Below are 25,943 nucleotides of genomic sequence, written 5' to 3'. Positions count from 1 at the left end.
ATACACGACAATGGAATACGTTTACGCAGCACTCATCCTGAACGAGACTGGCGAAGAGATCAACGAAGACAACGTGACCGCGGTCCTCGAAGCCGCCGGTGTCGACGTGGAGCAGTCCCGCGTCAAGGCGCTGGTCGCGGCTCTCGAAGACGTCGACATCGAGGAAGCCATCGACACGGCCGCCGCCGCACCCGCCGCAGGCGGCGCCGCTGCCGGTGGCTCCTCGGACACCGACGAGGACGGCGACGGTGGCGAGGAAGCCGAAGCCGCCGAGGAAGAGGAAGCCGCCGAAGAAGAGGACGAAGAGGACGAAGAGGCCAGCGGCGAGGGTCTCGGCGAACTCTTCGGCTAACTCGGCCACTTCCAGATTCGATTTTTTTCGGTGCCACGTCGCCAGCGACGCGTAGATTCAAGAGCGGTCACGCCGCCACCTCCGCGGGATGCTCCCCGTCTCGCTCCCGACTACCGGGGTGACGACGCTCGCGTACGCTCTCGCTGGCGTTGCACTCGGCACCTGCAGCGGGCTGACGCCCGGCCTGCACGCCAACAACTTCGCGCTCTTGCTCGCCTCCGTCGTCCCCGTGATGCCGGGACCGACCGTCGCGCTCGGCGCCGCGATGCTCGCCGCGGGCGTCGTCCACACGTTTCTCGACGTGGTGCCCGCCCTCGCACTCGGCGTCCCCGACCCGGCCACGGCGGCAGTCACGCTCCCGGGCCATCGGCTCGTCCTCGACGGGCGGGGGCGGGAGGCCCTCCGGCTCTCGGCGCTCGGAAGCGGCCTCGCCGTCGTCGTCGCCCTCGTCGTCGCGGTGCCCTTGACCCGCGCCGTCGAAGCCGCGTACCCGACGCTCCGTCGACACCTGCCGGTCACGCTCGCCGTCGTCGGCGGTATCCTCGTCGCCACCGAACCGACGTGGCGACGGCGGGCCGCGGCGGTCTGTGTGCTCGCCGTCGCCGGCGCGCTCGGGTGGGCGGTTCTGGACCTGTCGCTCTCGGGGCCGGTCGCCGCGGGTGGCGTCCTCGCGCCGCTCTTTGCCGGTCTGTTCGGGGCGCCGGTGTTGGTCGAGGCGCTCGACGGGGAGGGGATACCGCCACAGGCCGACCCGACGGTGACGCTCGACCGGCGGACGCTGGCCGGCACGGCGGGAGCGGGCGCCGGCGCGGGCGCGCTGGTCGGCTACCTGCCCGGCGTCTCCGCCGCCGTCGGGACGGTGCTCGTCCTGCCCGCAGTCCCCGGCGATTCGGGAGCGCGCGGTTTCCTCGTCGCATCCAGCGGTGCGAACACGGCAAACACACTGTTTGCCCTGTTCGCCCTGCTCGCGCTCGGAACGCCGCGAACGGGCGTGATGGTCGCGATGGACCGGGCCGAGGTGCCCGCGGCGGCCGGCCTCCTCGTCGCGACGGCGTGTCTCGCGTCGGCGGTGGGGTTCGCGCTCGTCGTCTCCGTGGGCGACGCCTACCTTCGCACCGTCGGCCGACTCGACCACACTCGCGTCTCGCTCGCGACGGGCGGACTGCTGGTCGTTCTGGCCTATATTTTCGCCGGCTGGCTGGGACTCGCGGTGTTCGCGCTCGCGGCCGTCGTCGGTCTGTTGCCGCCGCTGGTCGGCGTGCGCCGCGTCCATCTCATGGCCGTCCTCGCGCCAGCTATCGTTCGCTGATGTGGGTCGTCATCGAAGCCCGAAAGACAACGATTAAAAGCCGCGGGCGGGTTCGTTAGCGTATGAGCCAGACGGAAGGAAAACAGGAGCGCCAGTGTGTCTCCTGTGGCATCAACATCTCCGGGATGAGCGCCGCTGCGTTCAAGTGCCCGGACTGCGGCCAGCAGATTTACCGCTGCGCGAAGTGCCGCAAACAGAGCAACCTCTATGAATGCCCGGACTGCGGATTCAGGGGGCCGTAACCATGGGAAAGGTCGCTGCCAAGATGAAGGTCATGCCCCAGAGCCCGGACGTTGACCTCGACGACCTGCAAGACCGACTGGAGGCGTCGCTCCCCGAGGGCGCGAAAATCAACGGCTTCGAGCGTGACGAAGTCGCGTTCGGTCTGGTCGCGCTCCTGCCGACGGTCATCGTCCCCGACGACGCCGGGGGCACCGAGGCCGTCGAGGAAGCCTTCTCGGGCGTCGACGGCGTCGAGAGCGTCGCCGTCGAGAACGTCGGTCGCATCTAACGCGTAACGCACCATTTATAATCGCCACCGCAGTAATCACTCACACGACAATGCCGAGTTCAAATGGGCCGCTGAAGGGGACGCGCGGTAAGCTCTCGAACGACCCCCGAGAGCGTGGCGCCTCCCCGCCCCAGCGCGCGATTCAGGAGTACGACGACGGTCAGAAAGTTCACCTGACGCTCGACCCCAGCGTCTCCGACGGCCGGTTCCACCCCCGATTCAACGGGCACACCGGAACTGTCGTCGGAATGCAGGGTCGCGCTTTCAAGGTCGAAATCAACGACGGCGGCAAAGATAAGACGCTCATCGTGGGCGCGGCACACCTCAAGGCCCAGCAGTAGTCGCGCGATGACTATATTTAAGGAAAAACTCGACGAGGAGTTCGTCACCGTCTCCGAGGTCAAGGAACTCCTCGCCGAGGTCGAAGCCGAGCGGGCCGCAGACCCCGACCGCGAGATGCGGTACGAACTCGCGCGAGCCATCGAACACGCCAACACGTTCGCCGTCCTCGAAGCCGAGGAGTCGCGCGAACTCGTGGAGGAACTGCTCGAACTCGAGCAGGTGGACGAATCGGCCGCGTTCAAAATCGTGGACCTGCTCCCGCAGGACCGCGACGAACTCCGGTCCGTGTTCGCACACGGCCGCTACTCGCTCGACGGCGACGAACTCGACGAAATCCTCAACGTCGTCGCGAAGTACGCCTAGGCGTCTCGGCCAATACCGTCTTCGACGATGCCCGAGAGGGCCCGCTCGAAGGCGTCTCGGGTCATCTCACCCACTGTCTCCGTCGCTGCCGCGTCTAGCTCCGCTGCGCGCGCTCGCAACGACGCGTACTCCTCGCTGCCCTCGAGTTCGCGCCGTGTCTTCTCGGCTTCCAGCATCGCTAGCTTCTGCGCGACGACGTATCGCTCCCGCACCTGTTCGTCGTACCGCGCCAGCGCGAGCAGGGTGTCGACCGTCTCGCGGAGTTCCTCGTCGCTCACCGGTTTGGTCAGATAGGCATCGAACGGCATCTCCGCGATGTCGAAGTCGGGGTCGACCGCGGTCACCATGGCCACGCGCACGTCGAGTTCTCGCTCGCGGAGTTCGGTAAGCACGTCCTCGCCCGACAGTCCGGGCATCCGCCGGTCGAGCAAGATGACGTCGGCGTCGGCCGCCGCCTCCAGCGCCGCTTCACCATCGTGCGCTCGTTCGACGGCGTACTCGGCATCGCTAAACGCGAGCGCGTAGATGTCGACGATATCCGGCTCGTCGTCGACGAGGAGCACCGTCGGCTGACCTGTGGGCATTGTCACCACATCTATACCGAGCCGTGTTAAACGGCATGGGACGATGAAGTGACACGATTCGGGTCGCGTCGGTCCGAACCTGACCCGTCTCCCGGACAGTACGCGGCGCGATTGTCCCTTCTGGTACATGTCATAATTCGATGGTTTCTGCACGACCCCCGGAGCGGTCGGACGGTATCCGCGTATCCGACTCTCATCCTTCGATTCTGCGCAATCAAAAAGAATATTACCGGCTCACTATATGTTCCTACTACCTCATGATTTCCGGTGAGTTGTGTCGTCCGCAGGGCAAGGCTCTGCCACGGCCGTTCACCCCTGCGAGGGTTCGTAATGTATGACCTTGGCCCGCCGTTAGATGTCGGGGTCGAGGAGGGGACGAACCTGCTTATCTCCGGACCCGCACTCACCGGCAAGAAATCGCTCGCGTTCGACATTCTGGCCGCCGGCGTTCGAGAGGGCGAGGGCGCCATCGTCGTCAGCAACACCGACGGCGCGAAACGCGTCTTCGAAGCGCTGGAGGAGCGTGTCGAGTACGCCGACCGACCGGTCGCCGTCGTCGACTGCGTCACCCGCCAGCAGGGCGTCAGCGAGGCGCGCGACGACGCACAGGTCCGATACACCTCGTCGCCGGTCGATATGACCGGCGTCGGTATCAAGTTCTCCGAACTGCTCGAAGAGTTCTACGAGCGTCGCTCCGTCCAGCGCAACCGCGTCTTTCTCGACTCGCTGTCGACGCTCTTGATGTACTCCGACCTCCAGACCGTCTTTCGCTTCCTCCACGTCTTCACCGGACGCGTCCAGAGCGTCGACGGACTCGGCCTCTACGCCATCGACTCCTCGGCACACGACGACAAGACGATGAACACGCTCAAGCAGTTGTTCGATGGCGTCATCGAGACTCACGAGGACGGCGAACCCACCGCGAACCTGCCGGACGTCTGAGGCCACACCATTCATTCGGCGGGCGGGCGTACGTCCGCACATGACCGCCACCGACGACGAGATACGGACGCTTCTGGACGTCGATACCATCGCCGTCATCGGCTGTTCGGCCACGCCGGGGAAGGCCGCACACGACGTTCCCGCCTATTTGCAGGAACAGGGGTACGACGTCATCCCAGTCAACCCGAATCGGGACGTCGTCCTCGGCCGGACGGCCGTCGACAGCCTCGAAGATATCGGCGACGACGTCGACCTGATACACGTGTTCCGGCCGAGCGAGGAGGTGAGTTCCATCGTCGACACGGCGGTCAAGCGCCGCCAGCGACGCGACGACGTCGAGGGCATCTGGTTACAGAAGGGCATCCGCGACGACGCGGCGGCGGACCGCGCCCGCGACGCCGGACTGCTCGTCGTGCAGGACCGATGTCTGATGGTCACTCACCGCGAGTTCCAGAGTTAGGCCGACTCGTCGTCGCTTTCGGCGACGGCTTCCGCGTCGACGACGTGAGCGTCGGCGGTGACGGCGTCGATATCGATATCCTGTTGCTCCGCGAGTGCTTCGACGAGCGCTCGCTGTTCGGCGAGTTCGTGGTCCATCTCCTCGACGCGGGTTTTGGTCTCCTCGACGGTTTCGCGGGTTTCGCTAACCTGCTCTCGAAGTTGGTTCAGACGGGTGTACACGTCCTCGGCCATATCGGTGACCTGCTGGAGTTTCTTGGCCGTACTTCCGAATCCCATACCCCATCTGTTCGACGCGGGCCTTGAGTGTGTTTCGGGGCGGCGTCAGCCCGCAATCCCGATTCGCGGCACGGCACGCCGGAGCAGGACGTACGCGCCGACGCCGAGGGCGACGTAGCCGGCGACGAGGAGGGGGTACGTCGGGCCGACGCTCCCGACGGCGAGACGCGCGACGGTGTTGATGGGGTTCGCGGGCAGGAGCGTCGTCCCGCCGAACGCGACGAGGACGCCGACGGCGTAGAGGAACTGCGCGGCCCGGCGGTCGGGCGCGAGCAAGGCCAGCGTCGCCCCGAGCGTGACGACGAGAAGCGCGAGGGCGGCCACGACGATCAGAATCGCGGCCGGGTGGCGGACGGCCGTCCCGTTGAACGCGAGGAGCGCGAGCCACAGGCCGGCCTGTGCGGGCGCGAGCGCTGCCGCCGCCCACACCTTGCCGTCGACGATATCGACCGTCGAGACGGGCGCGACCCGCAGGAGTTCGAGCGTGCCGCGTTCGAACTCCTCGGTCACCGAGTCGACGGCGATGGACCCGCTGATGAAGACGGGCAGGAAACAGAGGAGGGGCAACAGCACGGTGTAGCTGAACCCGTAGTACGGCGTTGACCCTGTCCGCGGCGGGAGGTCGATAGGAGTCGAGGAGAGGTGGTCCGACCGCTGTTGGCGCTCGACGCGCTCGAACGTCGACAGCGCCTCCCGCAGTTGGACGACGATGACCGTCGTCCGGACGGAGCCCTCGGGCGCGAGCGCCGTCACGAACACCCGGCCCGCGCGGCGGTCCGCGAGCAACACGGCGTCCACCTCCTCTTGCTCGAAGGCGGCCCGGGCCGCGGACTGTGAGTCGTAGCCGACGCCCGCCATCGCCGTCTGCTCGTCGACCACCTGCAACAGGTCGGCCTGTGCGTCGCCGGTCACGCCGACTGTCGTCTCGTACCCCTCGACGCTGCCGGGGTCGTACAGCGAGACGAGGCCGACGACGAGAAACGAGGAGAAGGCCGCGATGAATAGCTGGATGAGCAAGGCGAGGACGATGGTCTTCTCGGAGCGAAGCGTCTGGAGTTCCCGCCGCGCAATCGTCAGACGAGGCTCACCCAAGGGTACTCACCACCGCGAGGTTGTAGACCGCGTGGATAGCGATTGCGGGCACCAGTGCGGCGACGTACGCCCACCGCCCGCGCGCCGCGCCGAGCGACGCGATGCTCGTCGCCGTCACGTGAAGCAGGAGCGGGGCGAGCAGGAGCGCCACCCCGAGGGCGGGCGTCGCGACGACGCCGGTGGTGGAGAACGCCGCCTGTCCGAGCGTGAGCGAGGGGAGGCCGACCAACTGGACGACGGCGGTGAGCTTCTCGCCGAGAAAGAACCCGCCCCCGGAGAGTGCGCCGAGGACGAGCGCCATCCGCCAGTCGCGTCGCTCGGCGAAGGGGCCGCGGAAGGCCGCGTAGAGGTGGAGGCTCTTGGCCACCTCCTCGACGGTGGCGATGACGACGAGCAACAGGGGGACCGACAGGTCGACTGGCAGGACGAAGAGGACGGCGATGGCGAGGAGTTCGGCGATGAAGACGAAGGGGATGACGAGCGCGCTCACCACCGCGACGTCGCGCCGGCGGTGGATACGGCTGTTCAGCGCGTCGAGGAACTTCAGCGGCACCGGGCGCTGTGTGAACATGTCCTCCTCGCGGTAGACGCCGACGCCGAGGAGGAAACACACCGCCGAGCCGACGTAGAACGGTCCGGTCGAGAAGACGTACTCGCCGGCGGTCACCGCCGTCCCCTGTAGGTCGTGGACGACGAGCGTCAGCGGCGAGATGAGCGCGACGGGCGTGACGTTCGTGAAGATGGCGGGGACGAAGGCGTAGGAGGTGAGGAAGACGGAGATACTGACGGTGACGAAGGTGAGTTCCTTGAACGACCGGGCGAACATACCGCCGACGAAGGTGGCGGCGAGATACAGCGCCGCAATCGGGGCGACAGCCGCGACGCTTATCGGTCCCCCGCCGATGGCGAGAGCGACGACGGCGGTGATGCCGACGAGGAGGGCGAGGTAGGGCAGGGTCTTGCCCGCGACGATGGCCGTCGGCGAGACGGGCGCGACCAGCAGGAGTTCGCCCCGGCGGTTGATGCGCTCGTTGAGGATGCTGCTCCCGTAGGGTTGGATGACGAAGTTCATGGGAATGAAAAAGACGAACGCGAGGACGAGCGCGCCGAAGGGGAAGGGCGGGGAGATGTCGGCCGGCGACCCCGACGTACTCCCGCCGAACAGGCCGCCCATCGCGCCGAATCCGGGGACGCCGAGCGAGCCGTCGCCGCTTCCGGCCGCCTCGTCGTCCGAGTCGGTCGCACCGATGCCACTACTCGGGCCGTCGGCGGCGTCGCCTCCACCGGTGCTCTCGTCGCCGTCACCCCCACCGCTTCCGCCGGTCGTCCCACCCTCGACGGTCGCGCCCGGCGGCGTCACCGACCCCTGTTCGGCGTAGCGGAGGGTGACGACCACCGGGAACGCTGCCGAGGCGTTCGACTCCTCGCTCATCAGTTCGAGGTTGTGCCGGCGGACCGCGTCCCGAAACGTCGACAGCGCGGCCCGTGCCTTCTGCGAGTCGGCGACGTAGAACTGTCCGTCGCGAACGACGATTTCGATATCGTCGCCGAGGCGAGCGAGGTCGGGCGGGCGCGACGCGAGGGCCGGACTGTCCGCGACGACGTCGTGATACGGGCTGTCGGGTGCGACGCCGACGCGGTAGATGTCTTGGTCGAGGGCGACGCCGCCGGATGCCATCGCCGCGCCGCCGACGGCGCCGGCGAGGAGGAGGGCGACGAGGCCGAGAATCGCCGTCTGTCGGTCGACGACGCCGGCGCTCCGACTCGTCTCCCAGCGGGCGATGCGCGCGACTGCCCGAATCCACTCCCGGAGCCTCGACCGGCCGCTCACGACTCACCCCGCGGGCCGGTGCCGGTGGTTTCGGCCAACTCCAGAAAGATTTCTTCGAGGCTCGGCTCGCGGGTTCGGATGTCGACCACTTCGCCGCCCCGCGCCGTGACCCGGTCGCGCACTTCTTCGACGTCCGCCATGCTCTCGACGGTGACGGCGTAGCGGTCGCCGGCAGGTTCGGTGTCGTCGAGAGCGACCGACGTGAACACGCGGTAGTCGGTCGTGCCGTACTCCTCGCGAATCTCGGGGACGGTGCCGCGGGCCACGATTTCGCCCTGATTCATGATCGCGACCCGGTCACAGACGCTCTCGACGTGATACAGGTTGTGCGCGCTGAAGAGGACGGTCTTGCCCGCGTCGCTGAGTTCGCGGACGAACTCGAGGACGTAGTTGGTCGTCAGCGGGTCGAGGCCGCTCGCGGGTTCGTCGTAAATCAGCACGTCGGGGTCGTTCACCAGCGAGCGCGCGATGGCCACTTTGCGTTTCATCCCTTTCGAGACATCGCCGAGGCGCCGGTCGCGGTGGTCGAGTTCCAGTCGGTCGAGCGTGTCCTCGATGCGCTCGGTTGCCACGTCGTCGGGGACGTCGTAGAGGTCGGCGAAGAAGTGTAGATACGACCGCGCGGTCATGTCCTCGTAGAGCGGGGATTCCTCGGGGAGGAAGCCGAGCGAGCGGCGCATCTCGGGGTCGCTGGCGTCGAAGCCGGCGACGGTCGCCGACCCCGCTGTCGGGTCGACGAGGCCGGCTATCATCTTCAGCGTCGTCGTCTTGCCCGCGCCGTTCGGGCCGACGACGCCGAAAATCTCCCCCCGGTCGACGGCGAACGTGCTACCGACGACGGCGGGGAAATCGCCGTAGGTCTTGCGCAGAGACTCGACCGCAATCATCTATCGGCGTGAGAAGGGCTGGGAGGTTAAACGCACGGCTCGCAGAATCACTCCTGATAGGCGTCGTCGACCACCTCGACTCGCTCGCGGAGCCAGTCGACCGCTGACTCGACGGCCTCGGGGTCCGTCCCCGTCACTTTCAGTCGGTTGTGTTCCGTCGCACTCGGGTAGCTACCGACCGTCACGTCGAAGCGCTCGCGGACGCCGGCGAGGGCGTCGACCATCGACCCCTCGGGCTGGGGGGTGTAGACCGTCGTCGAGACGGCGTCGCCGCCGAACTCGCCGGCCACCTTCTCGAACAGCGCCTGCATCTCGTCGGGCACGCCCGGGAAGGCGTAGACGTTCTCGATGACACACCCCGGACACAGCCCCTCGGGGTTGATGAGCGGCCGACTCCCTGCCGGTAGCGCCGCCCACGCGTCCACGTCGATATCGAGTTCGTGGGCTTCGACCAAGTCGGGGTTGCGGTCACGGTAGGCCGCCACCGTCTCGATGACGTCCTCTCGGACCGAGGGGTCGACGACCAACTCGCGGTCGAACGCCTCGGCGATGGCGTCGACGGTCACGTCGTCGTGCGTGCCCCCGAGGCCGCCGGTGACGATTACCGCGTCGAACGCCTCGCGCCACTCCGCGACGGTGTCTCGAATCACCGCCCGGTCGTCGGGGACGGTGAGGATGCGCACGACCCGTGCGCCCGTCTCGGTCAGTCGGCCCGCGAGCCACGTCGCGTTCGTGTTCGTCGTATCGCCCGCCAGCACTTCGTCGCCGACGGTGAGAATGGCGACTTCCATCGGTGGCTCTGCGGGGCGGCGACATAAAAGAATCCGGGCCGACGGGGACTCTCGATAACTGGGTTGCTCTACATCGCCGACGGCGAGACGTGTCCCAACGGTTGAGAAATAGTTAACGAGTAGCGTGAGAAAGCCGGATGCGTGACTGACGAGCTCGCGTATCCTTCTGTCGAACTTATTCTGGAGCTCCACGAGCAAATCGTGGCCGAAGGGGATACCACGGAACCGGGAGTTCGGTCGGAAGACGCGATTGCTTCCGCGCTGCAGTATATCTCGGAGGGATTTTTCGGCGAGGTGCCAGAGTCTATCCACGACAAAGCGGTCCAGTTGATGCGACTACTCGTTGCGGAGCATCCATTCGTCGACGGGAACAAACGAACGGCGCTCCGAACGGTGGTTGTTTTCTATATGCTGAACGGGTACACGTTCTCCTACGGTGATGAAGTTCGAGCCCTCTTGCACCGGTTTGCAACCGACGAAACCGCGGTTGACACCGCGACGGCAGCCATCTACTTCCGGGCCTGTGCTCGTCGCAACTGATAAAGGGACACGCTCCGAATCTTCGGTAGAACGATGGCGTCAAGCACCGATTCCTCGGCAGCGGTCGACGACGAGGTCCGGCAGTTGTACGAGCGGTATCGGGCGGCCGAGAGTGACGCCGAACGTCGTAAAATCGCGCTCGAAATGGGGAAACTCGACGGACGCCGTCACGCAGAGATATACGACGCACTCGAAGACGAGTAAGCTGTCTCCATCCGCGAACGGGCCGTTCGGAACTGATTCTTAGCGAGGGTTCGACCGCAGTTACTGGCGAGCGGTGGTCAGTCGTACTCGTAGAACCCACGCCCCGTCTTCCGACCCAAGTCGCCAGCGTCGACCTTTCGCTTGAGGAGGTACGGCGGCTTGTAGCGGTCGCCGAGTTCCTCGTGGAGCGTCTGGCTGGCGTCGAGACAGACGTCGAGGCCGATGTGGTCCGCGAGTTCGAGCGGTCCCATCGGGACGTTCGTCCCGAGTTTCAGCCCCGAATCCAAGTCCGCTTTGTCGGCGACGCCCTCGTCGTAGGCGCGAATGCCCTCGTTTATCCACGGCATGAGGACGCGGTTGACGACGAAGCCGGGTTTGTCGTCTGCCTCCCACGTCTCCTTGCCGAAGTCCTCGGCGAGAGCGTGGGAGACGTCGACCACCTCGTCGGCGGTGCGTTCGCCCACGACGAGTTCGAGGCCTTTCATCACCGGTGCGGGGTTCATGAAGTGGAGGCCGACGACGAGTTCGGGGCGGTCGGTCGCCGACGCGATGGTCGTAATCGAGAGCGTCGAGGTGTTGGTCGCAAGGACGACGTCGTCGTCGACGGCGTCGTCGAGGTCCGCGAAGATGTCCTGCTTGATGTCCATGTTCTCGACGGCGGCTTCGATGACGTAATCGCAGTCGGCGAGGTCCGCGAGGTCGGTCGTGCCGGTGATTCGGTCGGCGGCGGCGTCCGCCTCGGCGCGCGAGAGGTCCTCCTTCTCGACGAACCGAGAGAGGCTGTCGTCGATGCGGTCGAACCCGCTGGCGACGAAGTCGTCCTCGATATCACGCATCACGACGTCGTAGCCGGCGGTGGCGGCCACCTGCGCGATGCCGCTACCCATCGTTCCCGCGCCGACGACGCCGACGGTGTCGATGTCGCTGAGTTGTCGCATACGTGTCCGTCCGCGACGCCGGATTGTAAGACTAGCCCCACCGGGGTGTCAGCACGACTCATCCTCACGGCGCACGACCACACGCTTTATGTGTGATTTCGCCGGAACGTCTATACATGATTCCCGGTGCTGACGACGCAATCACCCGTGACGGCAAGGCACTGATTCTCGCATACGACCACGGCCTCGAACACGGGCCGGTCGACTTCGAACCGGTGCCGGAGACGACCGACCCCGCGACGGTGTTCGACGTGGCGACCCACGACGCCGTGACCGCGCTCGCGGTCCAGAAGGGTATCGCCGAGGCGTACTACCCCCAGTACGAGGACGAAGTGACGCTGTTGGCGAAGCTCAACGGCACGAGCAACCTCTGGATGGGCGAACCCGACTCCGCGGTCAACTGGTCTGTCGACTATGCCGCCGAACTCGGCGCCGACGCCATCGGCTTCACCTTCTACGGCGGGTCGAACCACGAAGTCGAGATGGCCGAGGAGTTCCGCGAGGCACAGGAGGCGGCCCGCGACAACGACATGGGCGTCGTGATGTGGTCCTACCCGCGCGGGCAGGGACTCAAAGACGACACGAGCGCGGACACCATCGCCTACGCGTCCCGTCTCGGCCTCGAACTCGGCGCCGACATCGCGAAGGTGAAATACCCCGGCTCGGGCGACGCGATGGCGTGGGCCGTCGAGAACACGGGCAACATGAAAGTGGTCATGAGCGGCGGGTCGAAGACGAGCGACGAGGCGTTCCTCTCGACGGTGCGCGAGGCGATGGACGCTGGCGCTGACGGCCTCGCCGTCGGGCGTAACGTCTTCCAGCGCGAGCATCCCGAAGCCATCCTCGACGGCCTCGAAGCCGTCATCTTCGAGGACGCGAGCGTCGAGGACGCCCTCGCCACCAACGCGAACCTCGAAGCCGACAACTGATGGCAGACACCGTTGCGGCGGTTCGCGACGCGGTGGCCGCGGCGGCGCCCGAGATTCGCGCCGGCCTCCCCGGCCGTCGGGAGCAGGCGGGGTCGGAGAACCCCTCCGGCGAGCGCCGACTGGCGGCGGACGAGTACGCCGACGAGTTGCTCGAAGAGCGACTGGGCGCCATCGACGGCGTCGGCGCCTACGCGAGCGAGGAGCGCGAGAGCGCCGTCGATGTCGGCTCGGGCTACTCGGTTGCGGTCGACCCCCTCGACGGCTCGTCGAATCTCAAGCCCAACAACGTGATGGGGACCATCGTCGGCGTCTACGACGCGTCGCTACCCGCGAGCGGGCGTGACCTCGTCGCCGCGGGCTACGTCCTCTACGGCCCGATAACGACGATGGCCTTCGCCCACGAGGGCACGGTCACGGAGTACCTAGTCGAGGACGGCGAGGCGACGACGCTCAACGAGGACGTCACCCTGCCCGAGGACCCGACGGTGTACGGATTCGGCGGCCGCGTCCCCGACTGGCCGGCAGACGTCGCGGCCTACGTCGACGACGTCGAGTCCGAACTCAAACTCCGATACGGCGGCGCGATGATTGGCGACGTGAATCAGGTGCTCACTTACGGCGGCGTCTTCGCCTACCCCAAACTCGAATCGGCGCCCGAGGGTAAACTCAGGCTCCAGTTCGAGTGTAACCCCGTCGGTTACATTATCGAGTGTGCCGGCGGTCGAAGCTCTGACGGCACGGGGTCGGTCCTCGACGTCGACCCGACCGGCCTCCACCAGCGGACGCCGGTGTATCTCGGCACGCCGTCGCTAATCGACCGTCTCGAAGCGACACTCGACTGAATCGTCCCCTACAATCACTCGTTGAGGCGCCGTACGCGGCGCATACTGACGGGGGTATCGGCCGACGATGCCCCCATGTCGACCGACACGGAACAGACGCTCTCCGTCGGTGGGCCGCGTCTCGCCACCGCGGTGGCTCGACTCACTGACCACGAGACGCGGCTCTGGGGTGTCGTCGTCGCAACCTGTCTCGCCGATATCGTACTCACCACCTACGGCCTGCGTCTCGGGCTGGCGGAGGGCAACCCGCTCGCTGCGGCGCTCGTGGGCCGAATCGGCGCCGTGCCGGCGCTCGCGCTCCTGAAGACGGGTGCCGTCGGCGTCGCCGTCACAGGATGGGCAGTCGTCCCCGACGACTACCGGGCGCTGATTCCTGCCGGGATAGCGCTGCCGTGGGTCGTCGCGTCGGCGGCCAACGCCGTCACTATCGGCCTCGAACTCGCGTAGGGCGAAAGGCCTGTATTACTAGAGGGGAAAGTAAGCGGGAATGGCGGATATCAATCCGTTCGAGAGCCTCCAGGAACAGATAGACGACGCGGCGGCCTACACCGACGTCGACGGCGACGTCATCGAGCGACTCAAACGACCCGAGCGAGTGCTGTCGACGACGCTCTCGGTCGACATGGACGACGGGTCGATGGAGCAGTTCCGCGCCTATCGCTCGCAGTTCAACGGCGACCGGGGGCCGTACAAGGGCGGCATCCGCTATCACCCACACGTCTCCGAGGCGGAGGTGAAGGCTCTCTCGGGGTGGATGGTGTACAAGTGTGCCGTGGTCGATATCCCCTACGGCGGCGCGAAAGGCGGCGTCGCCTTCGACCCGCGGGACTACTCGGACAGCGAAGTCGAGCGGGTTACCCGAGCGTACGCCACCGAGATTCGCCCGCTCATCGGCGCGGACCGCGACATCCCCGCTCCCGACGTGAACACGGGCCAGCGGGAGATGAACTGGCTCAAAGACACCTACGAGACGCTGGAGCGGACGACCGAACCCGGCGTCGTCACCGGGAAGGCGCCGTCGTCGGGCGGGAGCGCGGGCCGCGTCGAGGCCACTGGTCGGTCGACGATGCTCGCCGCTCGCGAGGTTTTCGACTACCTCGACCGGGGCATCGAGGGCGCGACAGTCGCGGTACAGGGGTTCGGCAACGCCGGCTCAGTCGCCGCCCGCCTCCTCGACGAGGTGGGGGCGAGTGTCGTCGCCGTCAGCGACTCGCAGGGCGGCATCTACGCCGCCGACGGACTGGACGTGGCGGCGGTGCGAGACCACAAGCGAGAGACGGGCACCGTCGGTGGTTTCGCAGGCGCCGACGAGACGCTGTCGAACGAGGCGGTGCTCACCGCCGACGTCGACCTGTTGGTGCCGGCGGCGCTGGAAAACGCCATCGACGCCGATATCGCGCGTGACGTGCAGGCAGACGTCATCGTCGAGGCGGCCAACGGCCCGCTGACGCCCGACGCGGACGACGTCCTCACCAACCGCGACGTGTACGTCGTCCCCGACATCCTCGCGAACGCGGGCGGCGTGACGGTGTCGTACTTCGAGTGGGTCCAGAACCGACAGCGGTTCTCGTGGACCGAGAAGCGAGTCAACGACGAACTCGAACGCGTCATCACCGACGCGTTCGACCGCCTCGTGGACACGTTCGAGACGTACGACGTGCCGAACCTCCGGACGGCGGCGTACGTCGTCGCCATCGAGCGGGTGGCGGAGGCGTTCGACGACAGCGGCAACTGGCCGTAGCGGTGAGGGCGTCCCGAGGGATTCAAGGCGCCGCGGGTGGCTCACACACGTAATGTTGCAGGACCACCTCATCAGTGCGGCCCACCTCTCCAGGGACGACATCGAGGCGGTGCTCGACCACGCGGCGGCGGTCGATGCCGACCCCGACCTCGTCCGTGGTCGTCACGACGGGCGCGTGCTCGCGCTGTGTTTCTTCGAGCCGAGCACGCGGACGAAGATGAGCTTCGAGTCGGCGATGAAGCGCCTCGGTGGCGAGACAATCGACATGGGCGCGGTCGACTCCTCGTCCGTGAAGAAAGGCGAGAGCCTCGCCGACACCGTCCGGGTCATCGAGGGCTACGCCGACGCGCTCGTCCTCCGCCACCCGAGCGAGGGGTCAGCAAAACTCGCCACGGAGTTCGTCGACGTCCCTCTCGTCAACGCCGGCGACGGCGCGGGCCAGCATCCGAGTCAGACGCTCCTCGACCTCTACACCATTCGCGAGAACGCGGGCCTCGACGACCTCACAATCGGCATCATGGGCGACCTGAAGTACGGCCGGACGGTCCACTCGCTGGCCCACGCCCTCACCAACTTCGACGCCCGCCAACACTTCATCAGCCCCGAGAGCCTGCGCCTGCCGCGGAACGTCCGCTACGACCTCCACGAGGCGGGCGCGCAGGTTCGCGAACACACCGACATCGAGGCGGTGCTTTCGGAACTCGACGTGCTCTACGTGACCCGCATTCAGCGCGAGCGATTCCCCGAGGAGCGGGAGTACCGGGAGGTTGCGGGCGAGTACCGCATCGATACCGACACCCTCGCCGCCGCTCCCGACGACTTGACGGTGATGCATCCGCTTCCCCGCGTCGACGAAATCGCGCCCGACGTCGACGAGACGACCCACGCCAAATACTTCGAGCAGGCACACAACGGCGTGCCCGTTCGGATGGCGCTGCTCGATATCCTCCTCGGAGGTGACGACCGATGACCGACAAAGAACTCCGCGTCAGCAAGATTCGCAACGGCACCGTCATCGACCACGTCACCGCCGGGCAAGCGCTGAACGTCCTCGCCGTCCTCGGCATCGACGGCAGCGGCGGCGAGAGCGTCAGCATCGGGATGAACGTCCCCAGCGGCAAGGTGGGACAGAAGGACGTGGTGAAGGTTGAGGGACGGGAACTCAGCCAGTCCGAGGTGGAGGTCATCTCGCTTATCGCGCCGCAGGCGACCATCAACATCATCCGCGATTTCGACGTGGTGGAGAAAGACCGTGTCGAGCGAGCCGACTCCGTCACCGGCATTCTCGTCTGCCCGAACCACAACTGCATCACGAACGCCGACGAACCCGTCCAGACGGCGTTCGAAGTCTTGGACGACGGCGTCCGATGCTCGTACTGCGATACGATTGTTCGCGAGGACGACGTGGCCGAGCATATCGACACCCGCGGCGCGGGCGAAACCGCTTTGTGACAGGTGGCCCAACGGGAGACCATGTCCGGTAAAACGAAGTTCATCCTCGTGCTCGCACTGATTGCAATCGGCTACGTCCTGCTGTCCGGCGACAAGCAGCCGGTCGAAGTCGACGTCGAAGAGTAGTCGACACCCGCGGCCCCCTTCTCCGACGCTCACCCGCCAGCGACGGCTATCCAAACCACTTACCCCCACACGCCCGTACCGCGAGGTATGTACGGGGTGGTGACGCGCAACGCCGAGGAACTGGAGTGGTCGGACGTCGACAGCGGGTTTTACGAGGTGAAAGACGTGACCGGCCGGGCCGCCGAACCGGTGGCGACGGGCGTCAACATGGTGTCGGCGTTCGGCGACAACGCCGCCGTCGGCGACGACCCGAGCCTTGCCGCGGTGGACGGGGAAGGACGCCCCGCGACCCGCGAGCGCCCCTACTTCGACTGGTCGTACGTCTGCCCGACTCACGACCGCTACCGCGAGGGCTTGCTCGAAATCGTCGACGACTGCGTGGCCGAAGCGCCGCATCTCCGCCTCGACGACATCGGCTTCCCCCGCGACGGCTACTGCCGGTGTGACCGCTGTGACCGCCGGTTCGAGGCGAGCGAGTTCGACGACCGGGACGCGTGGCGCGTCTCGGTCGTTACGGACTTCGTCACCGCCGTCCGGGAGCGGGTTCCCGGCGACCTGTATCTCACGCTGTACCCCGACCCCTACCCCGGCCATCTCCGGGCGCGGAGCGGCGTCGACGTCGATGCTCTCGCCTCTCTCGCCGACGAGTTCGTCGTCCCGCTCTACGACACCGCGTACGGGACGACCTACTGGCTGGAGACCATCGCGAAGGGGTTCGAGAGCCGACTTGCGGGCGCCGAGACGCGTCTCGGTGTCGAACTCTACGCCGTCGACGTCGACGTCGATGCCCTCGTGAACGCGACGGAGGTGGCGTCAGCGTCCGGCGACGCCGTCTACTTCGGCTACGACGCGAGCAACGCGGTGGCGACGATTCGTCGCCTGCGCGCCGACCGACGCGAGGGCGTCTCTCACGGCCCCGACTAAAGCGGGCCGTACGAGAGCGCCCAGATGACCGCAATGCCGGCACAGAACACGAGCGCCGCGAACACCGCCAGCGCGTAGAGGAGTCGCCCTGTCGACATACCAGTCGAAGGGACGTGATTCCTATAGCTCCAACGGTCAGAGCAGGTCCTCGAAGGCGTCGCCGGCGACGCCGGGACCGTCAGGGACGGCGATGGCCCCTCCGACGACGGGCACGGGGTCGGGACAGAGGTCGGTCGCGAGGGCGCTGGCCGTCGCCAGCCCGCAGGGTCGCACGTCCGGAATCGCGGCGGCGACGTGGACTGCCGCCGTCCGCGCCGGCGCGGCGTCGATAGTCGTGGTCACGACGGGGTCGACGCCCGCCGCGCGCACGCGCTCCGCGACGGCGAGCGTTCGGGCCGGCCCTCCGAGCGCCATCGGCTTCAGGACGAGGACGTCCGCGGCGTCGGCGTCGAGAATCGCTCCGACGCCCGCCGTCGCCAGCGTCTCGTCGAGCGCGATGGGGACACCCCGCCCGCGGAGCGCGGCGTGACCCGCGAGGTCGGTGCGAGCGAGCGGCTGTTCGAGATACGCGAGGTCGAGCGCCGCGAGTTCGGCGACCGCCTCGCTGGCCGTCTCGCGGTCCCACGCGCCGTTGGCGTCGGCCCGAATCGCGACGCCGTCGCCGACCGCCTCTCGGACGGCGCGGAGGCGTGCCACGTCGCGGTCGAGTTCTCCGACGCCGACTTTCACCTTCAGGCAGTCGAAGCCGTCGGCGACGGCGGTTTTGGTGGCGCTCACCGTCTCGTCGACCGCACCGTCGCCAATCGTCGCGTTGACCGGGACGCGGTCGGCGGGCGCGTCGGCGAAAAGTGACGCGAGCGCGTCCCCGTCGCGTCGGCCCCGGGCATCGAGAGCGGCGGACTCGACGGCGTGGCGGGCGGCGGGCGCGTCGGCGAGGGCGTCCGCGACCCCCGGCGCCGCCGACAGCGGGTCTGTCGGCGGTCCATCGAGGAGCGTCGCGTCCGGGTCGATTCGGTCGAGCGCCGCCCGACAGTCGTCGAGCGACTCCGTCCAACCGGGGAGCGGCGTCGCCTCGCCGACGCCCCGAACACCGTCAGCGTCGACACCGACGAGTTCGCCCTCGCGGCGCCGAATCGTCCCGCGGGCCGTCGCAAGCGGGCGTTCGAGGTCGAGCGCGAACGAGCGCCGTCTCACAGCGCGAACGCGAGTCCCACGGCGAACAGGCCGGCGTGGGCCGCGAGCAGTTTGCCGGTGCGTTCGAGGGCGGGGTTGAGCGCTTCGCCGTCGGTCCGGGTGCAGACGGTCCGGGCCACCGACGCCGCGAGTGGCAGTGTCAACAGGGGCAGACAGACGACAGGCGAGGCGGGACCGGCCGCCCACAGCGCGACGGGAACGAGATACGCCAGCGCGAGGAGGGCGACGTACTGCACGCGACTCCAGCGGTAGCCGATTCGGACCGCGAGCGTGCGCTTGCCCGTCGCCGCGTCCGTCTCCAAGTCGCGGACGTTGTTCACGACGAGGATGTTCGTCGAGATGGCCGCGACGGGGAGGCTGGCGACGAGAGCGATAGCCGGAAGCGTCCCAGAGGGAATCGAGAGGGGGAACGGCCCGGCGAGGACGGCGGCCGCCTGCACGTAGTACGTCCCCGTGACGGCGACGACGCCGAAGAAGACGAAGACAAAGAGGTCGCCGAGGCCGTGATAGCCGAGGGGGTAGGGACCGCCGGTGTAGGCCAGTCCCGCGGCGACAGAGCAGAGGCCGACGAGCAGGATGGGGAGGCCGCCGACGTACACCAGCGACGTGCCGACGAGGACGGCGGCGGCGAAGGTGAGGTAGCTGGCGCGTTTGACCGACTCGGGTGGGATGAGGCCGGACTGCGTGACGCGGGTGAACCCCTCGCGCTCGTCGGTGTCGGCGCCCTTGACGGCGTCGTAGTAGTCGTTGGCGAAGTTGGTGCCGACCTGAATGAGGGCGGCGCCGACGAAGGCCGCGAGGGCGGCGAGCGGATGCTCGACGCCGCGGCCGATGGCGAGACCGGTGCCGACGGCGACGGGCGCCGCGGCGGCGGGGAGCGTCTGTGGTCGCGCGGCCATCAGCCACGCCTTCGAGCGACTAATCTCGGAGGCCTGTGCGCTCATTGTCGAACCTCGGGCGCCCAGCCGCGTAAAAGTCCCCGTTTCCGTGTCTACCAGACGAAGGCAAAGAGGAGGCGGAAGGTGGCGTACGCGCCGAGCGTCGAGAGCAGGGGGACGACGTTCTGCATGAGGACCACCCGCCCCGTCGTCTCGGGGTTGAACAGTTCGGTGGCGCTCGGCACCTCAGCCGGGTCCTCCTCGCCGATGTCGGGCGCCTCCTCGCCGGGGTCGTCGGCTGTCAGCGCGCCGACGGAGACGTTCGGCGATTTCTCGCCGCGCACGCCTTCAGAGACGGTGATAGACCGGGTGGCACGCCCCCAGCCGAGGCCGACGATGGACATGGTGGCGATGATGACGAAGGAGGCGGGGATGCCGATAGCGGAGAGGCCGATGACGATGCCCGACGAGATGACGGCGACGACGATGGCCGCGGTCAGCGGCAGGTCGGTGATGTCGTTGCCGAGGGTGTCGAGGGTTCGGCGGGCGATGGTGAGTGCGCCGACGGTGACGGCGGCACACCCCAAGAGGATGAGGAGATTCAGGTCGACGCCGGCGCCGTACAGCGGCGCGATGGCGTTGGCGATGTTCGAGGTACCGGAGGAGAAGGCCATCAGGCTCCCGATGCCGATGACGACTATCGTCCCCACGACTTCGCGACGGGTGGTGTTCGGGCCGGAGCGAGGCATCGGAACCGTCCCCGACCGGTCGGCGGTGAGCAGGGGGCCGTCGCTCCGCTCGATAGCAATCCAGCGGTTGATGGCCGGGTAGAAGTACCGCCCGACGACGCCAGACACCCAGAAGCCGACGAGGGGGGCGACAATCCACCAGACGGCGATTTCGCCCATGACGGCCCAGTTGAGTTCGCCGGCGGCGACGCCCAGTCCCGCGATGGCGCCGACGGCCGTCATCGACGTCGAGGCCGGCACGCCCGCGTAGTTACCGACGAAGAGCGCGCCGCCAATGAAAAAGAGGACGACGATGCTCGTCTCGATGGTGAAGACGCCGGGGTCGGTCACGAGTTCTCGACCCAGCGTGTTCACGACGCGCCGGCCGATAGTCCACGCACCGATAGAGAAGAAGATGGCCATGAGCGCGCCGGCGAACAGTTTCGAGATGACGCCCGCGCCGACGGCCGGGCCGAAGGCTGGGCCGGTGTTCGACCCGCCGATGTTGAACCCGACGAAGAGGGCGACGCCGAATCCGACGAGTAGGAGGCCGCCAATCATGCGTTCTCGATAGTCGTCGTCATTTGTCTGGCTCCTCGTCCTCGTCCACGTCTTCGTCCTCGGTCGCTTCACCCTGCACGCCGTCGATTTCGTCGGCGCGCGGGCGACGGTCGACGCGCTGGTTCACCTCTTCGAGTTGCTCGATGATGTCGGTCATCTCTTCGGTGATGGTGCGCTCGACGTTTTCGGACACTTCCTCGGCGACGGTCTGTTCGACCTTCTCGGTCACTTCCTTCTCGACGTTCTCGGCGACTTCCTCGGTCACCGTCTGTTCGACCTTTTCAGTCACTTCCTCGGCGACGGATTTCTCGACCTCCTCGACCTCCTCGGAGACGGTCTGCTCGACGCTCTCGGTCACCTCTTCGGTGAGCGTCTCCTCGACCTTCTCGGTCACTTCCTCCGTCATCCACTGCGGGTCGAATCGGGCCATTTTCCACACGACGTGAATCGTGTAGGAGACGAGCGCGCCAATCCCGAACGCGACGCCAACGCTGGTGCCGAGAGCGAGGATGAGCGCCACGGAGAGCAGGATTACCACGCCATAAGCCAAGTCCACTAAGAAGTCAACACGGTTCGGATTCATCGAGATACCAGTAGTTGGTCGTCCGGCCATATACCATCTCCCCTTCCGCCGTTCGACGACACCGAGTGACACCCCGCAGGGCGCGGAGTCAGTAGTGCCACGGCACGTCAGAGAAGTCCGGCTCCCGCCCTTCGAGGAAGGCGTCGCGCCCCTCCTGTGCCTCGTCGGTCATGTAGGCCAGTCGCGTCGCCTCGCCCGAGAACACCTGCTGACCGACCATCCCGTCGTCCGCGAGGTTGAACGCGTACTTCAGCATCCGCATCGCGGTCGGACTCTTTCCGGTCATCGTCTTCGCCCACTCCAGCGCGGTGTCTTCGAGGTCTTCGTGGGGCACCGCCTCGTTGACCATGCCCATCTCCGCCGCCTCCGCGGCGTCGTAGGTCTTGCCGAGGAAAAATATCTCCCGTGCCTTCTTCTGCCCCACCTGCCGGGCGAGATACGCCGACCCGAAGCCGCCGTCGAACGAAGCCACGTCGGGGTCGGTCTGGAGGAACTTCGCGTGTTCCTCGCTCGCCAGCGTCAGGTCGCAGATGACGTGAAGGGAGTGACCGCCGCCGACGGCCCACCCCGGAACGACGGCGACGACCGGTTTCGGCATGAACCGAATCAGCCGCTGGACTTCGAGGATGTGGAGGCGGCCGACGCTCGGCGCGTCGGTGTCGAGCGACTCGTCGCCCGTGTCGGCACCCTCGACGTCGCCCTCGTCGTCGCGGTACTCGTAGCCCGACTCGCCCCGGATGGCTTGGTCGCCGCCGGCGGAGAACGCCCACCCGCCGTCTTTCGGCGACGGGCCGTTCCCCGTCAGGAGGACACAGCCAACGTCGGCCTGCTGTCGGGCGTGGTCCAGCGCCGCGTAGAGTTCGTCGACGGTCTGGGGGCGGAAGGCGTTTCGCACCGCCGGGCGGTCGATGGCGATGCGCACCGCGGGCACGTCGTCCGCGCGGTGGTAGGTTACGTCCTCGAAGTCGTCGGTGACCGCCGTCCAGCGGTCGGGGTCGAAGATGTCGGAAACCATACCCGGTCCGAGGGCGGCCCGCGCAAAAAGGTGCGGGTCACCGGCGGTCCAGCCACCGCGCCACGGGACCGATGGGGCTGGTGACCCACGAGACGACACACACCGTCGCCGCGGCGAGAACGCCAAGCAGGAGCGACGCCACGATGACCAGCGAGTACGCGAGGATGACGAGGACGAGGCCGCCGGTCACCGCCTGCCGCTCGCGACTCATGTCGTCGAGCGGGCTGCCGGCCGACGCGCGGTCGATGACCCACGCGAGCAGGTAGACGAGGGCGGCGACGAAGACGCCGACTAGAACGTTGTTCGCGACGACGATGGCGTACGTGAGGACGAGGGCGGCGAGAACGAGTGCGCCGAGCCGCCAGTTCGTGTTGGTGGAGGGCATCGCTCTCGACTGGCGGCGGGCCGCACCTAAACCTACTCACTCGACGAGTTCGGTAATCGTCTCCTCGACCAGTCGCTCGCGGGTTCGCTGGCTGGCCTCGGCGTCCGTCGTCACGTCGATGACGTCGGTCCCGTCGCTCGCCACCGAGTCGGCGTAGGCGTCGCGAAAGCCCTCGCGCTCGTCGGCGCTGGTGTAGCCGAGGTCGTAGAGGTCGGCGGTGGGTTCGAAATCCAGCCCGTGGGGCGTCTTGAACGACTCGGTAAATGGCGGGTCGAAGGATTCGATGGGGAGTCGGTGGAAGATGCCGCCGCCGTCGTTGTTCACGAGGACGATTGTCGCGTCGACGCCACACCGGAGCGCCGACAGCAGGCCGGTGCTGTCGTGGTAGTAGGCCAAATCGCCGATGACGAGCGTCAGGTGGTCGGTGGTGGCGCTCCCCGCCCCGAGCGCCGTCGAGACGACGCCGTCGATGCCCGACGCCCCGCGATTGCCGAGGACGGTGTAGCTGTCCGTCGCCGGCGCCATGTAGCGGTCGGCGTCGCGAACAGGGTTCGAGTTCGAGACGACGAGCGTCGACGGCTCCGGTGCGAGGTCCGCCACGTCGGCGAGGACCGCGCCCTCGAAGTAGCCGCCGTCGCCGTCGGTAGCGGCGTCGGCGACGATATCGGCGTGGACGCGGTCGGCCCGCGCCCATCGCTCGCGCCAGTCCGCGTCCGTCGGCCCGCTCACCACCTCGGCGAGACGGCCGGCGAGGCGCGAGGGGTCGGCGACGACGAGGTCCGTCGCCCGGAACTCCGCCTCGCGCCACTCCCCGGCCGGGTCGACGACGAGTTGGCGCGCGCCGGTCCGGGCGAGATACTTGCGGAGCTGTTTCGAGGTGGGCGAGGCGCCGAGTCTGAGCACCACCTCGGGGTCGGGCCAGTCCTCGGTCACTCGCGGGTCGAGATAGCCGTCGTAGCCGCCGACGGTCGTCGTCACGCGGGTGTGGCCGCCGAAGCGAAGCCCCGAGAGCGGGTCGGCGACGATGGGGAAGCCAGTCGCGTGTGCGAGCGCCGTAACTGCCTGCGCGTCGACGCCCGGCGGGTCCGCGGGGCCGGCGACGAGCAGTCCCCGCTCGACGGACAGCGCCTCCGCCACGTTTCGGAGGTCTGCCCGGTCGAGTTGTGGCGCGCCGCTCGTCGTCCGCACGAACGGTTGGCCGCCCTCGCGTCCGACGGCGGCGAGTGGGTCGAGGTCGGCGGGCACGTCGCCCGCGACGGGCGTCGGTTCGAGCGGCTTGCGGAACGGGCAGTTGAGATGGACTGGTCCCGACGGCGTTCCCGTCGCCTCGCCGAGTGCGCGGGCGACGGTCGTCCGGAGTGACCGGAGTTTTCGGGGGTCGGCCTCCGGCTCCGGGAGGTCCTTGTACCACCGGACGGCGTCGCCGTACAGTTTCTCTTGGTCGATAGTCTGGTTGGCGCCGCTGTCGCGGAGTTCGGGCGGTCTGTCGGCGGTGAGCAGGCAGAGCGGGACTCGGCCCTGCGTGGCCTCGATGACCGCGGGGTGGTAGTTCGCGGCGGCGGTGCCGGAGGTGCAGACGAGCGGCGTCACCTCGCCCGTCCGCCGCGCGCGGCCGAGCGCGAAGTACGCCGCGGCGCGTTCGTCGAGGACGGAGAAGACGGTGATGTCGTCGTGCTCGCTCACCGCCGTCGTCAGCGGCGTGGAGCGACTGCCGGGCGAGACGACGACGGCGTCGACGCCGCCGCGGGCGAGTTCGTCGACCAGTGCGCGCGCCCAGAGGACGTTGCGGTTCGGTGCGCTCATCGATGTTCGAGTTCGTCGAGAATCGGGCGGTATTTGAGTTGCACTTCGTCCCACTCGCGGTCCGGGTCGGAGTCGGCGACGACGCCGACGCCGGCGAACAGCGTCGTCTCGGCGCCGCGGGCCAGCGCCGAGCGGATGGCGACGGCGAAGGAGCCGTTGCCGGCGGCGTCGACCCACCCGACCGGGGCGGCGTACCACCCGCGGTCGAACGGCTCCGTCTCCCGAATCGTCGCGAGCGCCGTCTCGGGCGGCAGGCCGCCGACGGCAGGGGTGGGGTGAAGCGCCTCGACCAAATCGAGGACGTGCGTGTCGCGTTCTAGCGTCGCGGTCATCGGGGTGAAGAGATGCTGAACCGTCTCCAGTCGCCGCACGCGGCGCTGGCCGGCGGTGATAGAGGACGCGAACGGGTCGAGTTGGTCGCGGATGGTTTCGGCGACGAGTTCGTGTTCGTGGACGTTCTTCTCGTCGTCGAGGAGTTCCTGTGCGAGCCAGTCGTCTTCGGCGGGCGTGTCGCCGCGACCCGTCGTCCCCGCGAGCGCGCCCGTGGTGACCGTCCGCCCGTGGCGAGTGACGAGCCGCTCCGGCGTCGCGCCGAAAAAGCCGGGGCGAGCGGTGTCGCCCTCGACGGTCGGTTCGACGAGGAAGCGATAGCAGTCGGGGTAGGTTTCACCGAGGCGAGCGAGCACGTCGGGGAGCGAGAGCGGTCGGTCCAAGGTCACGGCGAGTGCCTGCGCGAGGACGACTTTCTGCAGGTCGCCGGCGCGGATGCGGTCGATGGCCGCCTCGACGGATTCGCGCCACGCCGAGCGCGGGGTCGTCCGGGTCCGCGAGACGATTTCGGGCGGGTCCGTAGGCGTCGGCGCGTCGAGCGATTCGAGGCGCTCGCACTCGGATTCGAGACGGTCCGAGACGGCGTCGACCGTCGCGTCGGGGCCGACGGCGTTGACCGTCACCCACGTTCCGCGGTCGGTGTCGGTGACCTGAACCCGGGGCAGGACGAACTGCGCGCCGGGGAAGTCGTCCCACGTGTCGTCGTCGGCTCGCTGGTCGTGGAAGGCGAATCCCCCGAACAGGCGGGGGCAGGCGGCCTCGGTTCCGGCGTGAACGTCGCCCTCACACAGCACGCGTCCGACGCCCTCCTTGATGGTCGTAAAGCGGTCCCGGCCGTCGGCGGTGAGCGTCGCGGCGGCGCCGCCGGCGACGACGGACGCCTCGTCGGGCGCCGTCCAGAAGGTGCGCGGGGCGGGCATGGCGTCGAGGGCGGCACGGAGCGATGGGACCGACGCCCGAGCCGACCGGCTGACGAGACGGGTTCCGGTCTCGTCGCTTCGCGGGACACCCATTATAAGCACACCTCG

Annotated in this window: 32 protein-coding genes; 17 read left to right on the top strand and 15 right to left on the bottom strand. The window is 67.8% G+C overall.

All coding sequences use genetic code 11. From position 1 onward, the window contains the following. Positions 1–10 precede the first annotated feature (10 nt). The 6 genes from rpl12p to ACQUSQ_RS02860 all read left to right on the top strand — a co-directional run bounded on the left by rpl12p (position 11) and on the right by ACQUSQ_RS02860 (position 2,877). The gene (gene rpl12p / locus ACQUSQ_RS02885) at positions 11–352 is read left to right on the top strand and encodes a 50S ribosomal protein P1 (RefSeq protein ID WP_435066998.1); all 342 of its coding nucleotides are present in this window, start codon (positions 11–13) and stop codon (positions 350–352) included. An 88-nt stretch (positions 353–440) separates the two neighbouring features. After that, positions 441–1,661, top strand: coding sequence for a tripartite tricarboxylate transporter permease (locus ACQUSQ_RS02880; RefSeq protein WP_435066997.1), 1,221 nt, complete (start codon positions 441–443; stop codon positions 1,659–1,661). 62 nt (positions 1,662–1,723) lie between these two features. Then, positions 1,724–1,903, top strand: coding sequence for an HVO_2753 family zinc finger protein (locus ACQUSQ_RS02875; protein WP_049936424.1), 180 nt, complete (start codon positions 1,724–1,726; stop codon positions 1,901–1,903). A gap of 2 nt (positions 1,904–1,905) precedes the next feature. After that, positions 1,906–2,172, top strand: a complete 267-nt coding sequence (locus tag ACQUSQ_RS02870; protein ID WP_435066996.1) for an elongation factor 1-beta — start codon at positions 1,906–1,908, stop codon at positions 2,170–2,172. 50 nt (positions 2,173–2,222) lie between these two features. Beyond that, positions 2,223–2,513, top strand: a complete 291-nt coding sequence (locus tag ACQUSQ_RS02865) for a 50S ribosomal protein L21e (RefSeq protein ID WP_435066995.1) — start codon at positions 2,223–2,225, stop codon at positions 2,511–2,513. Positions 2,514–2,520: 7 nt separating this feature from the next. Next, positions 2,521–2,877, top strand: a complete 357-nt coding sequence (locus ACQUSQ_RS02860) for an RNA polymerase Rpb4 family protein (protein WP_435066993.1) — start codon at positions 2,521–2,523, stop codon at positions 2,875–2,877. Here the strand turns inward: ACQUSQ_RS02860 and ACQUSQ_RS02855 are convergent. Next, a complete protein-coding gene (locus tag ACQUSQ_RS02855) occupies positions 2,874–3,461 on the bottom strand; it encodes a response regulator (protein WP_435066992.1) in 588 nt (195 codons plus the stop codon). The two genes, ACQUSQ_RS02860 and ACQUSQ_RS02855, sit on opposite strands and share 4 nt — an antisense overlap. Before the next feature lie 330 nt (positions 3,462–3,791). On the opposite strand from ACQUSQ_RS02855, the gene ACQUSQ_RS02850 reads away from it, so the two are divergent. Together ACQUSQ_RS02850 and ACQUSQ_RS02845 are read left to right on the top strand one after the other, a co-directional pair. Beyond that, a complete protein-coding gene (locus ACQUSQ_RS02850) occupies positions 3,792–4,403 on the top strand; it encodes an RAD55 family ATPase (protein WP_435066991.1) in 612 nt (203 codons plus the stop codon). Positions 4,404–4,443: 40 nt separating this feature from the next. After that, positions 4,444–4,863: a CoA-binding protein gene (locus ACQUSQ_RS02845; protein ID WP_435066990.1), complete on the top strand. Its 420-nt coding sequence runs from the start codon at positions 4,444–4,446 to the stop codon at positions 4,861–4,863. On the opposite strand, the gene ACQUSQ_RS02840 is transcribed toward ACQUSQ_RS02845, so the two are convergent. The 5 genes from ACQUSQ_RS02840 to ACQUSQ_RS02820 are packed head-to-tail and all read right to left on the bottom strand — an operon-like array spanning position 4,860 to position 9,742. Further along, a complete protein-coding gene (locus tag ACQUSQ_RS02840) occupies positions 4,860–5,141 on the bottom strand; it encodes a DUF5798 family protein (protein WP_435066989.1) in 282 nt (93 codons plus the stop codon). The genes ACQUSQ_RS02845 and ACQUSQ_RS02840 overlap by 4 nt on opposite strands. Positions 5,142–5,186: 45 nt before the next feature. Continuing rightward, positions 5,187–6,233: an ABC transporter permease gene (locus ACQUSQ_RS02835; RefSeq protein WP_435066988.1), complete on the bottom strand. Its 1,047-nt coding sequence runs from the start codon at positions 6,231–6,233 to the stop codon at positions 5,187–5,189. Beyond that, positions 6,226–8,064 (bottom strand): PrsW family intramembrane metalloprotease, encoded by a 1,839-nt coding sequence (locus ACQUSQ_RS02830; protein ID WP_435066986.1) that lies wholly within the window; start codon positions 8,062–8,064, stop codon positions 6,226–6,228. The genes ACQUSQ_RS02835 and ACQUSQ_RS02830 overlap by 8 nt, the downstream gene beginning before the upstream one ends. After that, positions 8,061–8,951, bottom strand: a complete 891-nt coding sequence (locus ACQUSQ_RS02825) for an ABC transporter ATP-binding protein (protein WP_435066985.1) — start codon at positions 8,949–8,951, stop codon at positions 8,061–8,063. The genes ACQUSQ_RS02830 and ACQUSQ_RS02825 overlap by 4 nt, the downstream gene beginning before the upstream one ends. A gap of 47 nt (positions 8,952–8,998) precedes the next feature. Continuing rightward, positions 8,999–9,742 (bottom strand): competence/damage-inducible protein A, encoded by a 744-nt coding sequence (locus ACQUSQ_RS02820; RefSeq protein ID WP_435066984.1) that lies wholly within the window; start codon positions 9,740–9,742, stop codon positions 8,999–9,001. A gap of 141 nt (positions 9,743–9,883) precedes the next feature. On the opposite strand from ACQUSQ_RS02820, the gene ACQUSQ_RS02815 reads away from it, so the two are divergent. Together ACQUSQ_RS02815 and ACQUSQ_RS02810 are read left to right on the top strand one after the other, a co-directional pair. Next, complete coding sequence (locus ACQUSQ_RS02815; protein WP_435066983.1) at positions 9,884–10,282, top strand: type II toxin-antitoxin system death-on-curing family toxin; 399 nt, start codon at positions 9,884–9,886, stop codon at positions 10,280–10,282. A 33-nt stretch (positions 10,283–10,315) separates the two neighbouring features. Beyond that, a complete protein-coding gene (locus tag ACQUSQ_RS02810; RefSeq protein ID WP_435066982.1) occupies positions 10,316–10,486 on the top strand; it encodes a hypothetical protein in 171 nt (56 codons plus the stop codon). Positions 10,487–10,563: 77 nt separating this feature from the next. Here the strand turns inward: ACQUSQ_RS02810 and ACQUSQ_RS02805 are convergent, their stop codons facing one another. Beyond that, complete coding sequence (locus ACQUSQ_RS02805; protein ID WP_435066981.1) at positions 10,564–11,424, bottom strand: 3-hydroxyacyl-CoA dehydrogenase family protein; 861 nt, start codon at positions 11,422–11,424, stop codon at positions 10,564–10,566. A gap of 116 nt (positions 11,425–11,540) precedes the next feature. Here ACQUSQ_RS02805 and ACQUSQ_RS02800 point away from each other — a divergent pair, with 116 nt between their 5' ends. From ACQUSQ_RS02800 to ACQUSQ_RS02770, 7 genes are all read left to right on the top strand, one after another. Beyond that, on the top strand, positions 11,541–12,353 hold the full coding sequence (locus tag ACQUSQ_RS02800; protein ID WP_435066980.1) for a class I fructose-bisphosphate aldolase: 813 nt from the start codon (positions 11,541–11,543) through the stop codon (positions 12,351–12,353). Next, a complete protein-coding gene (locus ACQUSQ_RS02795) occupies positions 12,353–13,195 on the top strand; it encodes a class 1 fructose-bisphosphatase (protein ID WP_435066978.1) in 843 nt (280 codons plus the stop codon). Before ACQUSQ_RS02800 ends, ACQUSQ_RS02795 begins: the two co-directional genes overlap by 1 nt. 75 nt (positions 13,196–13,270) lie before the next feature. Further along, positions 13,271–13,642 carry a DUF5658 family protein gene (locus ACQUSQ_RS02790; protein ID WP_435066977.1) on the top strand — a complete coding sequence of 124 codons (372 nt, stop codon included), beginning with the start codon at positions 13,271–13,273 and terminating at the stop codon, positions 13,640–13,642. A 40-nt stretch (positions 13,643–13,682) separates the two neighbouring features. Then, positions 13,683–14,936 carry a Glu/Leu/Phe/Val family dehydrogenase gene (locus ACQUSQ_RS02785; RefSeq protein ID WP_435066976.1) on the top strand — a complete coding sequence of 418 codons (1,254 nt, stop codon included), beginning with the start codon at positions 13,683–13,685 and terminating at the stop codon, positions 14,934–14,936. A 52-nt stretch (positions 14,937–14,988) separates the two neighbouring features. Next, complete coding sequence (gene pyrB, locus ACQUSQ_RS02780) at positions 14,989–15,906, top strand: aspartate carbamoyltransferase (protein ID WP_435066975.1); 918 nt, start codon at positions 14,989–14,991, stop codon at positions 15,904–15,906. Then, positions 15,903–16,388: an aspartate carbamoyltransferase regulatory subunit gene (gene pyrI, locus ACQUSQ_RS02775; protein WP_435066974.1), complete on the top strand. Its 486-nt coding sequence runs from the start codon at positions 15,903–15,905 to the stop codon at positions 16,386–16,388. Before pyrB ends, pyrI begins: the two co-directional genes overlap by 4 nt. 213 nt (positions 16,389–16,601) lie before the next feature. After that, positions 16,602–17,438 carry a hypothetical protein gene (locus tag ACQUSQ_RS02770; protein WP_435066973.1) on the top strand — a complete coding sequence of 279 codons (837 nt, stop codon included), beginning with the start codon at positions 16,602–16,604 and terminating at the stop codon, positions 17,436–17,438. A 135-nt stretch (positions 17,439–17,573) separates the two neighbouring features. Here the strand turns inward: ACQUSQ_RS02770 and menC are convergent, their stop codons facing one another. From menC to ACQUSQ_RS02730, 8 genes are all read right to left on the bottom strand, one after another. Then, positions 17,574–18,632, bottom strand: coding sequence for an o-succinylbenzoate synthase (menC, locus tag ACQUSQ_RS02765; protein WP_435066972.1), 1,059 nt, complete (start codon positions 18,630–18,632; stop codon positions 17,574–17,576). Beyond that, positions 18,629–19,576 carry a 1,4-dihydroxy-2-naphthoate polyprenyltransferase gene (locus tag ACQUSQ_RS02760; RefSeq protein ID WP_435066971.1) on the bottom strand — a complete coding sequence of 316 codons (948 nt, stop codon included), beginning with the start codon at positions 19,574–19,576 and terminating at the stop codon, positions 18,629–18,631. Before ACQUSQ_RS02760 ends, menC begins: the two co-directional genes overlap by 4 nt. A 47-nt stretch (positions 19,577–19,623) precedes the next feature. Continuing rightward, on the bottom strand, positions 19,624–20,799 hold the full coding sequence (locus ACQUSQ_RS02755; protein WP_435066970.1) for an anion permease: 1,176 nt from the start codon (positions 20,797–20,799) through the stop codon (positions 19,624–19,626). Between the two features lie 19 nt (positions 20,800–20,818). After that, complete coding sequence (locus ACQUSQ_RS02750) at positions 20,819–21,337, bottom strand: hypothetical protein (protein ID WP_435066969.1); 519 nt, start codon at positions 21,335–21,337, stop codon at positions 20,819–20,821. Between the two features lie 133 nt (positions 21,338–21,470). Further along, a complete protein-coding gene (locus ACQUSQ_RS02745; RefSeq protein ID WP_435066968.1) occupies positions 21,471–22,397 on the bottom strand; it encodes a 1,4-dihydroxy-2-naphthoyl-CoA synthase in 927 nt (308 codons plus the stop codon). A gap of 37 nt (positions 22,398–22,434) precedes the next feature. After that, on the bottom strand, positions 22,435–22,782 hold the full coding sequence (locus ACQUSQ_RS02740) for a hypothetical protein (protein ID WP_435066967.1): 348 nt from the start codon (positions 22,780–22,782) through the stop codon (positions 22,435–22,437). 36 nt (positions 22,783–22,818) lie between these two features. Continuing rightward, on the bottom strand, positions 22,819–24,585 hold the full coding sequence (gene menD / locus ACQUSQ_RS02735) for a 2-succinyl-5-enolpyruvyl-6-hydroxy-3-cyclohexene-1-carboxylic-acid synthase (protein ID WP_435066966.1): 1,767 nt from the start codon (positions 24,583–24,585) through the stop codon (positions 22,819–22,821). After that, a complete protein-coding gene (locus tag ACQUSQ_RS02730; RefSeq protein WP_435066965.1) occupies positions 24,582–25,928 on the bottom strand; it encodes an isochorismate synthase in 1,347 nt (448 codons plus the stop codon). The genes menD and ACQUSQ_RS02730 overlap by 4 nt, the downstream gene beginning before the upstream one ends. Between the last annotated feature and the right edge of the window lie 15 nt (positions 25,929–25,943).

It is taken from the genome of Haloplanus sp. C73 (assembly GCF_051195115.1).
Lineage (GTDB): Archaea > Halobacteriota > Halobacteria > Halobacteriales > Haloferacaceae > Haloplanus.
The sequence above is the reverse complement of the archived record's forward strand: the minus strand, read 5'-3'. Positions and strand labels throughout refer to the sequence as shown.

What these genes read in the sequence shown, in the direction of transcription:
- rpl12p (WP_435066998.1), top strand. Translation starts at nt 11, where the DNA reads ATGGAATACGTTTACGCAGCACTCATCCTGAACGAGACTGGCGAAGAG.
- ACQUSQ_RS02880 (WP_435066997.1), top strand. Translation starts at nt 441, where the DNA reads ATGCTCCCCGTCTCGCTCCCGACTACCGGGGTGACGACGCTCGCGTAC.
- ACQUSQ_RS02875 (WP_049936424.1), top strand. Translation starts at nt 1,724, where the DNA reads ATGAGCCAGACGGAAGGAAAACAGGAGCGCCAGTGTGTCTCCTGTGGC.
- ACQUSQ_RS02870 (WP_435066996.1), top strand. Translation starts at nt 1,906, where the DNA reads ATGGGAAAGGTCGCTGCCAAGATGAAGGTCATGCCCCAGAGCCCGGAC.
- ACQUSQ_RS02865 (WP_435066995.1), top strand. Translation starts at nt 2,223, where the DNA reads ATGCCGAGTTCAAATGGGCCGCTGAAGGGGACGCGCGGTAAGCTCTCG.
- ACQUSQ_RS02860 (WP_435066993.1), top strand. Translation starts at nt 2,521, where the DNA reads ATGACTATATTTAAGGAAAAACTCGACGAGGAGTTCGTCACCGTCTCC.
- ACQUSQ_RS02855 (WP_435066992.1), bottom strand. Translation starts at nt 3,461, where the DNA reads ATGCCCACAGGTCAGCCGACGGTGCTCCTCGTCGACGACGAGCCGGAT.
- ACQUSQ_RS02850 (WP_435066991.1), top strand. Translation starts at nt 3,792, where the DNA reads ATGTATGACCTTGGCCCGCCGTTAGATGTCGGGGTCGAGGAGGGGACG.
- ACQUSQ_RS02845 (WP_435066990.1), top strand. Translation starts at nt 4,444, where the DNA reads ATGACCGCCACCGACGACGAGATACGGACGCTTCTGGACGTCGATACC.
- ACQUSQ_RS02840 (WP_435066989.1), bottom strand. Translation starts at nt 5,141, where the DNA reads ATGGGATTCGGAAGTACGGCCAAGAAACTCCAGCAGGTCACCGATATG.
- ACQUSQ_RS02825 (WP_435066985.1), bottom strand. Translation starts at nt 8,951, where the DNA reads ATGATTGCGGTCGAGTCTCTGCGCAAGACCTACGGCGATTTCCCCGCC.
- ACQUSQ_RS02820 (WP_435066984.1), bottom strand. Translation starts at nt 9,742, where the DNA reads ATGGAAGTCGCCATTCTCACCGTCGGCGACGAAGTGCTGGCGGGCGAT.
- ACQUSQ_RS02810 (WP_435066982.1), top strand. Translation starts at nt 10,316, where the DNA reads ATGGCGTCAAGCACCGATTCCTCGGCAGCGGTCGACGACGAGGTCCGG.
- ACQUSQ_RS02805 (WP_435066981.1), bottom strand. Translation starts at nt 11,424, where the DNA reads ATGCGACAACTCAGCGACATCGACACCGTCGGCGTCGTCGGCGCGGGA.
- ACQUSQ_RS02800 (WP_435066980.1), top strand. Translation starts at nt 11,541, where the DNA reads ATGATTCCCGGTGCTGACGACGCAATCACCCGTGACGGCAAGGCACTG.
- ACQUSQ_RS02795 (WP_435066978.1), top strand. Translation starts at nt 12,353, where the DNA reads ATGGCAGACACCGTTGCGGCGGTTCGCGACGCGGTGGCCGCGGCGGCG.
- ACQUSQ_RS02790 (WP_435066977.1), top strand. Translation starts at nt 13,271, where the DNA reads ATGTCGACCGACACGGAACAGACGCTCTCCGTCGGTGGGCCGCGTCTC.
- ACQUSQ_RS02785 (WP_435066976.1), top strand. Translation starts at nt 13,683, where the DNA reads ATGGCGGATATCAATCCGTTCGAGAGCCTCCAGGAACAGATAGACGAC.
- pyrB (WP_435066975.1), top strand. Translation starts at nt 14,989, where the DNA reads ATGTTGCAGGACCACCTCATCAGTGCGGCCCACCTCTCCAGGGACGAC.
- pyrI (WP_435066974.1), top strand. Translation starts at nt 15,903, where the DNA reads ATGACCGACAAAGAACTCCGCGTCAGCAAGATTCGCAACGGCACCGTC.
- ACQUSQ_RS02770 (WP_435066973.1), top strand. Translation starts at nt 16,602, where the DNA reads ATGTACGGGGTGGTGACGCGCAACGCCGAGGAACTGGAGTGGTCGGAC.
- ACQUSQ_RS02760 (WP_435066971.1), bottom strand. Translation starts at nt 19,576, where the DNA reads ATGAGCGCACAGGCCTCCGAGATTAGTCGCTCGAAGGCGTGGCTGATG.
- ACQUSQ_RS02755 (WP_435066970.1), bottom strand. Translation starts at nt 20,799, where the DNA reads ATGATTGGCGGCCTCCTACTCGTCGGATTCGGCGTCGCCCTCTTCGTC.
- ACQUSQ_RS02745 (WP_435066968.1), bottom strand. Translation starts at nt 22,397, where the DNA reads ATGGTTTCCGACATCTTCGACCCCGACCGCTGGACGGCGGTCACCGAC.
- ACQUSQ_RS02740 (WP_435066967.1), bottom strand. Translation starts at nt 22,782, where the DNA reads ATGCCCTCCACCAACACGAACTGGCGGCTCGGCGCACTCGTTCTCGCC.
- menD (WP_435066966.1), bottom strand. Translation starts at nt 24,585, where the DNA reads ATGAGCGCACCGAACCGCAACGTCCTCTGGGCGCGCGCACTGGTCGAC.
- ACQUSQ_RS02730 (WP_435066965.1), bottom strand. Translation starts at nt 25,928, where the DNA reads ATGGGTGTCCCGCGAAGCGACGAGACCGGAACCCGTCTCGTCAGCCGG.